The sequence below is a fragment of the Pedobacter antarcticus genome (assembly GCF_900103515.1).
GTDB lineage: Bacteria > Bacteroidota > Bacteroidia > Sphingobacteriales > Sphingobacteriaceae > Pedobacter > Pedobacter antarcticus.
The window spans coordinates 106,781-120,145 of sequence record NZ_FNGZ01000008.1 but is presented as its reverse complement, the minus strand read 5'-3'; the positions used below and the strand labels follow the sequence as shown (position 1 = coordinate 120,145).

The following is a 13,365-nucleotide window of genomic DNA, read 5'->3' as shown; positions in this document are numbered from 1 at the left end:
AGATGGGTGTGCTAAATATCACTATATTGATCCGTTGGAACTATCTGCTTATTTAGAATAATTATAGGATGTAACAAAAATATGATATCAGAAATAAATCGTATATTTCTATGTCCTAAGGATATTTTTTTTCTATTTTTAAAAGTTGATAGTGTACAAAAAACACCATAAAATAACCAATTATAAGTATGAATAGAAGACACGCAGTAAAAAACATTGCCTTTTTAATGGGAGGGGCATTATCTGCAACTACAATCGGAGTATTTCTTGACAGCTGTAATCCACCTTCTGATAAAAAAGGAGCAAGTCTTTTTTCTTCAGAACAGGATCTGGTAATTACCGAGCTGGCTGATACTATTATTCCTACGACTAAGACGCCTGGAGCAAAGGCTGCTGGTGTCGGGCCATTTATTTCCATGATGATGGCTGAGTGTTACCCTAAAGACGCTCAAGATGTTTTTGTAAAGGGATTGGACGATCTGGAAGCCAGATCAAAAAAAGAGTTCAATAATTCATTCGCGAAAATTTCAGCTGAAGAACGTAAACAACTTGTTGGCAAACTGAGGGACGAAACTATTGAAACTCTTAAAAAAGACAATGAGCAGGCAGAGAAAGACAAAGCTGCTAACAAAGAGCCGAAGAAAAATCCTAATTTCTTTGCTATGGCCAGAGACCTGACGCTTTTAGGCTATTTCACTTCTGAAATTGGCGCTACTAAGGCTTACGAGTATGTTGAAATTCCTGGCCGTTATGACGGTTGTGTGGACTTGAAACCTGGTCAGAGAGTTTACGTTTAAACCTATTAGAAACTTAGAAATGAATTTAAATACAAAAGCAGAAGCACAAAATACATATGATGCTATTGTTGTCGGTTCCGGAATTAGTGGAGGCTGGGCAGCAAAAGAATTAACCGAAAAAGGTCTTAAAGTATTGTTGCTAGAACGCGGCAGAAATGTCGAACATATAAAAGATTATACTACAGCGATGAAAAAGCCATGGGAATTTGAGCACCGTGGCCGTCTAACTGAAGAACAGAAAAAAAGACACCCTGTTCAAACCCGTGATTATCCCTATACCGAGTTTAATGAAAGTTTCTGGGTAGACGATTTAGATTGTCCTTATACAGAGGTTAAACGATTTGACTGGTACCGCGGTTTTCATGTAGGTGGTAAATCATTGATGTGGGGAAGACAAAGTTACCGTTTCAGTGATCTGAATTTCGAAGACAATTTAAAAGACGGTCATGGTACCGACTGGCCTATCCGCTCTAAAGATATCAGTCAATGGTATGATTACGTAGAACGTTTTGCCGGTATCAGTGGTCAAAATGAAAACTGGCCAGCACTGCCAGACGGACAGTTTCTACCTCCAATGGAAATGAACTGTGTGGAGAAATCCGTTAAAAAACGTATCGAGGACAAATGGGCTAAGTCCAGAATTATGACGATCGGACGTACAGCTAACCTTACGGTTCCTCATGGTGGTCGTGGTAGCTGTCAATACCGTAATCTTTGTTCCAGAGGATGCCCTTTCGGTGCCTATTTCAGCACACAATCTTCTACCCTGCCTGCAGCAGTAGCGACAGGTAATTTAACACTTCGCCCTTTCTCTCTGGTTGATCATATCATTTATGATAAGGAATCCAAAAAAGCAAAAGGCGTAATGGTAGTTGATTCGGAAACCAAAGAAAACATTGAATTCTATGCGAAAATTGTTTTTGTTAACGGTTCTACTTTAGGTACTACGCAAATTCTGTTGAACTCTACTTCTGCGGAACATCCTAACGGATTGGGTAATGCAAGTGGAGAACTTGGTCATAACTTAATGGATCACCATTTCCGTAATGGAGCCAATGGTGAGGCTGAAGGTTTTGACGATAAATACACTTATGGCAAAAGAGCGAATGGTATTTATATTCCACGTTACCAAAATATGGGTAACGACAAACGTGACTACCTGAGAGGTTTTGGTTATCAGGGCGGTGCAAGCCGTACCGGATGGCATAAAGATGTTGCTGAATTAGCTTTTGGTGGCGACTTTAAAGATCAAATGACTGTACCAGGTGTGTGGACAATGGGATTGGGTGGTTTTGGAGAATCTCTTCCATACCATGAGAACAGAGTTTATATAGATAAAACTAAAAAAGATAAATGGGGTCTTCCTGTACTCGCAATTGACTGTGAGTTTAAAGGAAATGAACAGAAGATGCGTAAAGACATGATGAATGACGCAGCTGAAATGTTAGAAGCCGCTGGTCTTAAAAATGTTAAAACTTACGATGCAGGTTCTACTCCAGGAATGGCTATCCATGAATGTGGTACTGCAAGAATGGGTAATGACCCTAAAACATCTGTATTGAATAAATGGAATCAGATGCATGAGGTGAATAACGTATTTGTAACCGATGGTTCTTGCATGCCTTCTATTGCTTGCCAGAACCCGTCACTTACATTTATGGCATTAACAGCAAGAGCTGCAGACTATGCAGTTTCAGAACTTAAAAAAGGAAATATTTAATGGCGGTAGGAAAGTTAAGAATGGGAATGATTGGTGGGGGAAAAAATGCCTTTATTGGTGCCGTCCACCGCATTGCCGCTAATATTGACGGATTAATCGAATTGAGCTGCGGAGCACTGAGTTCTAATCCGGAAACAGCAAAAGAATCAGGCAGGGAATTATTCCTGCCTGATCATAAAAACTACGGTTCTTATCAGGAGATGATTGAAAAAGAATCTCTTTTGCCGGAATCTGAAAGAATGCATTTTGTAACGATAGTTACGCCTAATTTTGCACATTTCGCACCTGCTATGCTTGCATTAGAGCACGGGTTTCATGTGGTGATTGATAAACCAATAACCCTAACCCTTGAGGAAGCAAAAAAGCTTCAGGCAAAAGTTAAAGAGACTGGATTAACTCTGTGTCTTACCTATACTTACTCTGGTTATCCAATGGTTAAGCAGGCCCGTCAAATGGTAAAGGATGGTGAATTTGGTCAGATTCGAAAAATCATGGTAGAATATCCTCAGGGCTGGCTTAGTCTTCCTTCCGAGAAAGATGGTAATAAGCAGTCTGCGTGGCGTACGGACCCTTCAAAAAGCGGAATTAGCGGATGTATGGGTGATATTGGTACACATGCAGCTCAGCTGGCGGAATATATTTCAGGTCTGGAAATCACGAAAATATGTGCAGATCTTAACATTGTGGTAGATGGCCGTGCACTGGATGACGACGGAAACATTCTGTTGAAATTCGACAATGGCGCGAATGGTGTACTCATCGCTTCACAGATTGCTGCAGGCGAAGAAAACGCACTTAAAATAAAAGTATACGGAGAAAAAGGGAGTTTGGAATGGCATCAGGAAGAGCCAAATACCTTAAAGGTTAAGTGGCTTGATGCGCCTACGCAGCTTTACCGTACAGGAAATGGTTATTTATCGGCGGCTGCCCAATTTAATACAAGAACTCCATCTGGACATCCTGAAGGATACCTGGAGGCATTCGCTAATCTTTACCGGAATTTTGCATTGACAATCAAAGCGCAGATTAAAGGTGAACAACCGACTCCTGAAATGCTTGATTTTCCGGGCGTGGATGAAGGAGTTCGTGGAATGGCATTCATTGAAAATGTAGTTGCTTCGGCAGGGTCGGATCAGAAATGGTCAGATTTTAAAATATAAAGAAATGACAACAATTAAAGGACCTGCAGTTTTTCTGGCGCAGTTTATTGGTAATGAAGCTCCCTTCAATTCTCTTGAGGGGATTTGTCAGTGGGCAAAGGATAAAGGATTCAAAGGAATTCAAATGCCAACCCTCGATAACCGTTTTATTGATCTTAAGCTGGCTGCTGAAAGTAAGACCTATGCAGATGAATTAAAAGGAAAAGTAAATTCTTTTGGACTGGAAATCACAGAGCTTTCTACCCATTTACAAGGACAGCTTGTTGCTGTAAATCCTGCTTACGATCAGGTATTCGATGCGTTTGCGCCGGATAGTGTGAAAAACAACCCTAAGGCCAGAACGGAATGGGCAGTTCAGCAATTGAAATATGCGGCTCAGGCTTCTCAAAATCTTGGATTGAATGCACATGCAACATTTAGCGGATCTTTATTATGGCATATGTTTCATCCATGGCCGCAAAGACCTGAAGGTCTGGTTGAAGAAGGATTCAAAGAGCTGGCCAAAAGATGGTTGCCTATTCTAAACGAATTTGATCAGTGTGGTGTGGATGTCTGCTATGAAATTCACCCTGGTGAAGATTTATTTGACGGCATCACTTATGAGATGTTCCTTGAAAAAGTAAATAATCATCCCCGCGCCTGCTTATTATATGATCCATCGCATTTTGTGTTACAACAACTTGATTATATCCAGTATATCGATTTCTACCATGAAAGAATAAAAGCATTTCACGTAAAGGATGCAGAATTTAATCCAACAGGTAGACAAGGTACATTCGGAGGATATCAGGGATGGGCTGACCGTGCCGGAAGATATAGATCTCCGGGAGACGGACAGGTAGATTTTAAAACAATTTTCAGTAAACTGTCCCAATATGATTTCAAGGGCTGGGCAGTAATGGAATGGGAATGCTGCATCAAGGATTCGGAAACCGGCGCCAGAGAAGGGTCAGAATTCATATCCAAACACATTATCCCTGTTACTGACAGAGCTTTTGACGATTTTGCCGCTACCGGGGCAAACGAAACAGTAAACCGACAGATATTAGGTCTGGACTCTAAATAATTATTCATAGTCTGCAAGGTTTTTGCCTTGCAGACTTATCTATTTTTTAAAACACACAATTGAAACTGTATGTTGGTATACAGCTTAACACCTTTAATATAAAAAAATCTATTATGAAAAAGACATTATTAGTTGTTGGCTTTATCGGCCTGGCTTTAGCGTCATGCGGCGGCAACTCTGATTCCGCAAAAGAAACTACTCAAAGCACTTCTGCAGAACCTTCTGCTACAGTCAGTGCGCAAACAACAGGCCCGGTTTTGCCAGGAGAAAAACTGATTGCAAAAAATGATTGCATCGGCTGCCATAACAAAACGCAAAAAGTAATCGGCCCTGCTTATGTAGATATTGCCGATAAGTATGCGTCAAATGATGAAAATATTGATATTCTTTCTGAATCTGTAATCAATGGAAGTAAGGGAAAATGGGGCGATCTTCCTATGACTCCTCACCCGAATGTTAGTAAAGATGATGCTAAACAAATGGTAACCTGGATCTTGTCATTGAAGAAATAAGTTAAACAATCCCTACCCTAACCAAATATAAAAAGATATGAAAACAAACACTGAGAATAAACCTGATTCAGGAAGACGTTCCTTTCTTAAAACTGCGGCGGTAGCCAGTGCAGGATTTATGATTGTTCCACGTCATGTACTGGGCGGAAAAGGCTTTTTAGCACCAAGTGACAGACTAATAGTCGCAGGTGTAGGTGCTGGTGGTAAAGGACAATCTGATATTGCTGCTTTTGCCAAAAGTGGAAAAGCTGATATTGGATTTTTATGCGATGTAGATACCAAACGTGCTGCTGCTTCTGTAAAGAACTTCCCGAAAGCTAAGTTCTACAAGGACTATCGTGAGATGTTTGACAAAGAACATAAAAACTTCGATGCTGTTAGTGTTTCAACACCAGATCACAGTCACGCGGTAATTGCATCTGCAGCTATGCAGTTAAACAAACATGTTTATGTACAAAAACCTCTTACTCACGATATCTACGAAGCAAGGAAGCTCACCGAGCTTGCTAAAAGGTTTAAGGTAGTCACTCAAATGGGTAATCAAGGTGCATCTAACGATGGGCCACGCCAAATGAAAGAATGGTATGATGCTGGCCTTATCGGCGATGTACATACAGTTTATGCATGGACTGACAGACCGGTTTGGCCTCAGGGTATTCCATGGTCAGCAAATAAAGCAGAAATTCCATCTACCCTGGATTGGGATCTTTGGCTAAATACAGCACCGTACAAAGATTTTGTTGATAAACTGGTTCCTTTCAACTGGAGAGGTTGGTGGGATTACGGAACAGGTGCATTAGGCGATATGGGATGTCATTTGTTGGAAGCTCCATTCAGTACACTAGGTCTTAAATATGCAAAAGATGTACAGGCTAGTGTTGGCTCTGTATATGTTGATGAATTTAAACGCGGTTATTTCCCTGACAGCTGCCCGCCGTCAAGCCATGTAACACTTACTTTCCCTAAAACTGAAAAAACCAAAGGTGATGTTACTGTTCACTGGATGGACGGTGGTATTCAGCCTACAAGACCGGAAGAACTGGAAGCAAATGAAGTATTTGGCGACGGTGGAAACGGTACTTTATTTATCGGCACGAAAGGTAAGATGATGGCTAGTACTTATAGTGCAGATCCACGTTTATTACCATTAAGCCGCAACAAAGATATCCGCGTTCCGGAGAAATTCGCAAGAGTAAAAGATGGTGCAAATGGACATTATGCGCAGTGGGTTGAAGCTTGTATTGCTGGTTATGGAAAGAAAGAACTAAGTTCTCCTTTCGAAATTGCAGGTCCGCTTACTGAAGCTTTACTGATGGCAAATCTTGCAATTCGTGCAAATGATCTGCAGGTAAAAAATGCACAGGGCAAAACTAGTTATCCAGGTCGTGACATTAAATTATTATGGGATAATGAGCAAATGAAGGTTACCAACTTTGACGCTGTTAACCAATTTGTAAAACGTGACTACCGTAAAGGCTGGTCATTAGGAGTTTAATCTTAAAATATAATGAAATATTCATACTTATCCGGGCTGATGATCTTAGCGGTTATGGGCTGTGGCACAACAAAAAATCAATCAAACGACATCAAACAGGGATTTACTCCCCTGTTTGATGGTAAAACAACGACCGGCTGGCATACTTACGGAAAGACTTTCGTAGGTAAAGGATGGCAGGTTGATAATGGTACAATTCACCTTGTGCCTTCTGCTAAACAAAAAGACGATGGTGATCTGGTTACTGATAAGGAATATGAAAACTTCCACCTGAAAATCGACTGGAAAGTAGCACCAAAATCAAATAGTGGTATTCTGTTCCAAATTCATGAACAACCTGGAAAATATAATCAAACATATAGCACAGGTCCCGAAATGCAGGTAATCGACAATGACGGACATCCTGATGCCAAAAATGTCAAACACCGTGCTGGCGACCTTTATGACCTGATTGTAAGCAGCTCTGAGAATGCAAAACCAGTGGGTGAATGGAATACTGCAGAAATTATCATCGATAAAGGAACGCTTGAATTTAGACTGAACGGCGTAAAAACAGTTTCAACTACTCAGTTCGACGAATCGTGGAAAACTTTAATTCAAGGAAGTAAGTTTGCGAAGTGGGAAGGTTTTGGTACATTTAAAAAAGGTAAAATTTCTTTACAGGATCACGGCGATGAAGTCTGGTTCCGTAATATTATGATCAAAGAATTATAAATTATTTAAATTCATACAACACTTTATGATGAACACCACTACCCGTGTCAAGTTATCCGCAATGATGTTCCTGGAGTTTTTTATCTGGGGCTCATGGTTTGTTACTTTGGGTACTTTCTTGGATAAAAACTTATCTGCAAGCGGTTCTGAAACTGCAGCAGTTTTCTCTACTCAATCCTGGGGTGCTATTATTGCCCCTTTCATCATTGGGTTAATTGCCGACAGATTCTTTAATGCGGAGAAAATTCTTGGAGTGCTGCATATAGTTGGTGCTGTTTTAATGTACCAGATGTATAATGCGACGGAAGTAAGTGTATTTTACCCGTATGTATTAGGCTATATGATCCTCTTCATGCCAACTCTCGCATTGGTCAACTCAGTTTCCTTTAACCAGATGAAAGATGCGGAGAAAGAATTCTCCACTATCCGTTTCTGGGGAACTATCGGCTGGATCGTTGCTGGATTATGTATCAGTTATCTGTTCTTATGGGATTCGAAAACAGGCCTGGAATCTGGCTTATTGAAAAACACATTCCTAATGGCTGGTATAGCATCTCTGGTGTTGGGTCTGATGAGCTTTGCGCTACCTGCTACACCACCAAAAGTAGCTAAAGGTGAGAAAATTAAGCTTTCTGATATTTTAGGTCTGGATGCTTTAAGCTTACTTAAAGACAGAAACTTCGCCGTATTCTTTATCTCTGCGATCCTAATCTGTATTCCTCTTGCTTTTTATTATCAGAATGCACACCCTTTCCTTTCTAGTATTGGAGTGAACGAGCCCACCGGAAAAATGGCAATTGGCCAGGTTTCTGAAGCATTATTCTTGCTATTAATTCCGGTATTCTTCAAACGTTTCGGCTTTAAAGTTACTATCCTGGTTGGTATGATAGCCTGGGCAGTACGGTATGCATTATTTGCTTACGGTAATGCGGGAGAGTTAAGCTTTATGCTGCTTATTGGTATTGCTCTTCACGGTGTTTGTTATGACTTTTTCTTTGTCTCAGGACAGATCTACACGAATTCAAGAGCCGGAGATAAATACAAAAGTGCTGCACAGGGTTTGATTACACTGGCGACCTATGGTGTAGGTATGCTGATTGGATTCGAAGTAGCTGGTATGATTACGGACAGTTACAAACTGGCTGACGGTTCTATCGACTGGAAAATGGTATGGATAATTCCTGCAGGTATCGCTTTAGTGGTATTCTTGTTATTTTCCGTTTTCTTTAACGATAAATCTAAACCTGAATCTGTATTAGACGCTGCTTAACATGGAAAATACGCAAAGCCGTAGAAATATGATCAAATCTGTAATTGCAGGAACTGCCGCTTTAGGTGTTTCCTCTGCTTTACCTTCATTTGCATCAGATTATAAATCTAATTTTTCTTCATTGAAAGGAAACATCAACCATTCAGTTTGTCACTGGTGTTTTAGTGACATTCCTTTAGACGAATTCTGTGCTTCAGTAAAAGCTATGGGATTAAAAGGTGTCGATCTGATAGGGCCTGAGGGATGGCCTACTTTGAAAAAACATGGCCTATATTCACCCATGTGTAATGGTGCTGAAATTAACCTGGTAGACGGATGGAACGATCCTGCTTTTCACCAGCAATTGATCGCAAATTATACTAAAATGATCCCTTTAGTCGCTGAAGCAGGTTACACAAATCTGATCTGTTTTAGCGGGAACCGCAGGGGAAAAGATGATGAAACCGGGTTAAAAAACTGTGTAGATGGTCTTAAGCAAATTATGCCACTGGCTGAAAAACACAATGTAGTACTGGTAATGGAGCTGTTAAACAGTAAAGTCGACCATAAGGACTACCAATGTGATACGACTGCCTGGGGTGCTGAACTCGCTAAAAGACTAGGTTCTGAAAACTTTAAACTGCTTTATGACATATATCACATGCAGATTGATGAGGGAAATGTAATCAGCAACATAAAAAAATACCATCAGTATATAGCACATTATCATACTGCCGGTGTTCCAGGCAGAAATGAAATTGACGATACGCAGGAATTGTATTACCCGGCAATTATCAAAGCTATACTAGATACCGGTTTCAAGGGGTACCTTGCACAGGAATTTATACCGAAACAAAAAGACAGATTACGCTCATTAAAGAACGCAGTCGCTATTTGTGACCAATAATAGATAATTATGAATTCAAGAAGAACTTTTCTCAAACAAGCAGGACTTGTTGCAGCGGGAGCATTGATCCTACCTTCGTATGCATGCGCTGCACCGGCCAAAGTGGTTGGCTTACAATTATATTCTCTACGCGAACAACTGCCTGCAGATGTACGTGGAGTTATTGGTAAAGTTGCACAGGCTGGCTATAAAGAGGTTGAAACATATGGTTATTCAGTGAAGGACAAATTTTGGGGATTAACACCAAAGGAATTCAAGGCTTTACTGGATGAAAATGGGCTTTCTGCTCCGAGCGGGCATTATGGCCTTGATAACTTTATAGCGACTGGAAATCAGGAAGATCTGAAAGCTGATATTGAAGCTGCCAGTGCAATCGGCAGTGAATATATTGTTGTTCCTTATTTAGGTGATGCGCTTAGAGGTGGAGAAGATCAATGGAAGAAAACAGCTCAGAAATTAAACGAAGCTGCAGCAATTGCTAAATCCAATGGAATTAAAATTGCTTACCACAACCACGATTTTGAATTTGCACCTGTAGGTAACACAACAGGATATGAGATCTTACTAAAAGAAACAGATCCTGAAGCTGTTAAATTCGAAATGGATATCTACTGGGTAGTAAGATCCGGTAATGATCCTGTTAAATTATTCACTGATCACAAAGGTCGTTTCCCAATGTGGCATGTTAAGGATATGGATAAGGCCGACCATACGATCAACACAGAAGTTGGAAGTGGTACTATTGACTTTAAAAAGTTATACAGCCACGCTAACTTAGCTGGATTAAAACATCTGATCGTAGAACAGGAAAACTTTTCTATGGATCCGTATGCAAGTATTAAGCAAAGTGCTGATTATATCAAAAAAGAAATTTTATAGTTCTTTTTCTCTAACCTGCAGGCTATTATTTTAGCCTGCAGGTTATTTTCTCCCCAACCCCTCCTTTCCCGCTGCTGTTCCCAAAATTAAATACAGCAACTTCTGTTAAAGTTCCTGAAATATTATTTACAAACTGCTGAATATGTGCATTTTTTCACCATATTTGGGAGTATCGCATTTTAAAAAAATCAAATAAAAGACTGTTGGCCCCGCCAACAACTTCATAACCATTAAAAAACAAATATATAGATCATGAAACCGTCGGCAGCGCCAACAGCTTCATAACCATTAAAAAACAAATATACAGATCATGAAAATTGCAGTTGTAGGTGCTACTGGTTTAGTAGGCACCGTTATGTTAAAAGTGCTTGAAGAGCGTAATTTCCCGCTAACCGAATTAATTCCGGTTGCATCAGAGAAGAGTGTTGGTAAAGAAATCACTTTTAAGGGTAAGGTATTCAAGGTCGTTAACCTGGAAACCGCAATTGCAATGAAACCTGACGTGGCGTTATTCTCAGCAGGTGGAAGTACTTCTTTGACCTATGCTCCTTTATTTGCTGAAGTTGGAACTACTGTTATTGATAACTCTTCGGCATGGAGAATGGACCCTTCAAAAAAATTAGTTGTTCCAGAAGTTAATGCTAATGAATTAACTGCAGATGACAAGATTATTGCGAACCCGAATTGTTCGACTATTCAAATGGTTGTTGCATTAAAGCCACTGCATGATCTTTATAAAATTAAACGTGTAGTTGTTTCAACATACCAATCAGTAACTGGAACGGGCGTTAAAGCCGTTGAGCAGATGATGAACGAGCGTAAAGGTATTACAGACGGACCGATGGCATATCCTTACCAGATTGACTTGAATGTTATTCCTCAGATTGATGTTTTCGAAGAAAACGGATACACTAAAGAGGAGATGAAAATGATTAAGGAAACCAATAAAATCATGGGTGATGATCAGATTCGTGTTACTGCAACCACAGTTCGTATTCCGGTTATGGGCGGACATGCGGAATCAGTAAATATTGAATTCGAAAAAGATTTTGATATTGCCGAAGTAAGAACTGCACTGGAAAACACCGCAGGGATTATTGTGGTTGATGATATAGCGAATCTTAAATATCCAATGCCAAAAGACGCACATGAAAAAGATGAAGTATTTGTTGGACGTATCAGAAGAGATGAGTCACAGGACAATACATTAAATCTATGGATTGTTGCCGATAACCTACGTAAAGGTGCGGCTACCAATGCTGTACAAATTGCAGAATATCTCCTGTCTAAAGGATTAATTTAAATAAAGAGAATCAAAAAATGTGGTGTCATCAGGAACTCGTTCCCGAAGGCACCACATTTTTTTGTATAACCAGATACCGATCCCCCAGGTTTATCTAATAAATACATACCATGTTTAAAAATACATCACTTCTTTTTTTCTTGTTTTTACAATACCTGATTACTTTCCCGGAAGCTGCATCTGCACAGACAGAACCTACTGGGTTAGCGCAGGCATTCGAGCGATTAAGCTCTGATCCACAGGCGAAGTATGCGATAAGTTCCATCTGCGTATTAGATGGGAATACAGGAAAGCAACTCTATGGTAGAAACGAAAATATTGGGGTAGCAACGGCATCAACACTCAAGACCATAACCTCAGCTACTGCATTTGCGTTGTTGGGTAAAGATTTCCGCTATCAGACTATCCTCAAATATACCGGATCAATTGACGAAAAGGGGATTCTACATGGCAATTTAATAATCAGTGGCGGCGGTGATCCATCCCTGGGATCTGACCGCTATCAGTCGTCGAAGAATACTGTTGTACTGGAAACTTGGGTACAAGCGATTAAAAAAGCCGGAATAACTAAAATTGATGGTCAGATTATAGGTGACGCCAGTATTTGGGGCACCCAGGGCACGCCTGACGGATGGACATGGCAGGACATGGGAAATTATTATGGTGCAGGAAGTTCTGCGCTGAGCTGGCACGAAAATCAATTTGATATTAAGCTTAAACCGGGAAGCAATGTATTGTTAAGCCGGACAAGTCCCGAAATGCCTTATCTTAAGATTGTAAATGAACTCAGAGCGGGGAAAGCTGGCAGCGGCGACAATGCTTATGTTTTTCTACCTCCCTATTCGCAAACGGCCTATCTCCGGGGCACCTGGGCCACAGATATTAAAAAAAGCGGAGTTTCGGCCGCTATACCCGACCCTGCGTACGAGGCAGCTTTCAGACTTGCTGATACGCTAAAGCTTATTGGCATATCTTCCAATTCAGTTACAACTGACCGGCTAATGGCATTAAATACCCTTACGATTCCGGTAGGTGGCAAAACACTCGCGGTTATTAACTCTCCTGCCCTGCCTGAGATAGTTTACTGGTTAAACAAAAAGAGCATTAATCTCTATGCCGAAAACCTACTGAAAACACTGGCATGGAAGGCAGGTAAAGAGGCTACAACAGAAAATGGTGCGGCAGAAGTGATCCGTTACTGGAGTACAAAAGGTATTGATCGTAATGCATTAAATATACTGGATGGAAGTGGCCTGTCGCCGGCTAACAGGGTTACAACATCAGCTATGGCCCAGGTCCTCTACCAAACTCAAAAGGAAAGCTGGTTTCCGGATTTTTATGAATCGCTTCCTGTAAATAATGGTATGAAGCTGAAAAGCGGGACTATTAAAGATGTCTCGGCGTTTGCCGGATATTATGATGCCGGAAAAGGAAAACGCTATGTAATAGTCATTAATATTAACAACTACAGCGGCAGTAGTATTAACAATAAACTGTTCAACGTACTAAACTCGCTCAAATAATTAATAAATTGCTGCCGTTTACCTTCAATACAAGATCAAA

General features: G+C 40.5%; 12 protein-coding genes. All 12 read left to right on the top strand.

Annotation, left to right across the window (positions count from 1 at the left end; genetic code table 11):
- The first annotated feature begins 188 nt into the window (after positions 1–188).
- The 12 genes from BLR53_RS15570 to dacB all read left to right on the top strand — a co-directional run bounded on the left by BLR53_RS15570 (position 189) and on the right by dacB (position 13,325).
- Complete coding sequence (locus BLR53_RS15570) at positions 189–797, top strand: gluconate 2-dehydrogenase subunit 3 family protein (RefSeq protein WP_037442978.1); 609 nt, start codon at positions 189–191, stop codon at positions 795–797.
- A 19-nt stretch (positions 798–816) separates the two neighbouring features.
- The gene (locus tag BLR53_RS15565) at positions 817–2,517 is read left to right on the top strand and encodes a GMC oxidoreductase (RefSeq protein ID WP_037442980.1); all 1,701 of its coding nucleotides are present in this window, start codon (positions 817–819) and stop codon (positions 2,515–2,517) included.
- Positions 2,517–3,677, top strand: coding sequence for a Gfo/Idh/MocA family protein (locus tag BLR53_RS15560; RefSeq protein WP_074591000.1), 1,161 nt, complete (start codon positions 2,517–2,519; stop codon positions 3,675–3,677). The genes BLR53_RS15565 and BLR53_RS15560 overlap by 1 nt, the downstream gene beginning before the upstream one ends.
- Positions 3,678–3,681: 4 nt before the next feature.
- Positions 3,682–4,743 (top strand): sugar phosphate isomerase/epimerase family protein, encoded by a 1,062-nt coding sequence (locus BLR53_RS15555; RefSeq protein WP_037442985.1) that lies wholly within the window; start codon positions 3,682–3,684, stop codon positions 4,741–4,743.
- 113 nt (positions 4,744–4,856) lie between these two features.
- A complete protein-coding gene (locus BLR53_RS15550) occupies positions 4,857–5,255 on the top strand; it encodes a c-type cytochrome (RefSeq protein WP_037443040.1) in 399 nt (132 codons plus the stop codon).
- A gap of 37 nt (positions 5,256–5,292) precedes the next feature.
- On the top strand, positions 5,293–6,750 hold the full coding sequence (locus BLR53_RS15545) for a Gfo/Idh/MocA family protein (RefSeq protein WP_037442987.1): 1,458 nt from the start codon (positions 5,293–5,295) through the stop codon (positions 6,748–6,750).
- 12 nt (positions 6,751–6,762) lie between these two features.
- The gene (locus tag BLR53_RS15540; protein WP_037442989.1) at positions 6,763–7,464 is read left to right on the top strand and encodes a 3-keto-disaccharide hydrolase; all 702 of its coding nucleotides are present in this window, start codon (positions 6,763–6,765) and stop codon (positions 7,462–7,464) included.
- Between the two features lie 28 nt (positions 7,465–7,492).
- Positions 7,493–8,734 (top strand): nucleoside permease, encoded by a 1,242-nt coding sequence (locus tag BLR53_RS15535; RefSeq protein ID WP_037443042.1) that lies wholly within the window; start codon positions 7,493–7,495, stop codon positions 8,732–8,734.
- Position 8,735: 1 nt separating this feature from the next.
- Positions 8,736–9,620: a hydroxypyruvate isomerase family protein gene (locus BLR53_RS15530; RefSeq protein ID WP_074590997.1), complete on the top strand. Its 885-nt coding sequence runs from the start codon at positions 8,736–8,738 to the stop codon at positions 9,618–9,620.
- Positions 9,621–9,629: 9 nt separating this feature from the next.
- Positions 9,630–10,499: a sugar phosphate isomerase/epimerase family protein gene (locus BLR53_RS15525; RefSeq protein ID WP_037442992.1), complete on the top strand. Its 870-nt coding sequence runs from the start codon at positions 9,630–9,632 to the stop codon at positions 10,497–10,499.
- Positions 10,500–10,809: 310 nt separating this feature from the next.
- Positions 10,810–11,802 (top strand): aspartate-semialdehyde dehydrogenase, encoded by a 993-nt coding sequence (locus BLR53_RS15520; protein ID WP_074590995.1) that lies wholly within the window; start codon positions 10,810–10,812, stop codon positions 11,800–11,802.
- A 110-nt stretch (positions 11,803–11,912) separates the two neighbouring features.
- Positions 11,913–13,325, top strand: a complete 1,413-nt coding sequence (gene dacB, locus BLR53_RS15515) for a D-alanyl-D-alanine carboxypeptidase/D-alanyl-D-alanine endopeptidase (protein ID WP_074590992.1) — start codon at positions 11,913–11,915, stop codon at positions 13,323–13,325.
- Positions 13,326–13,365: the final 40 nt, after the last annotated feature.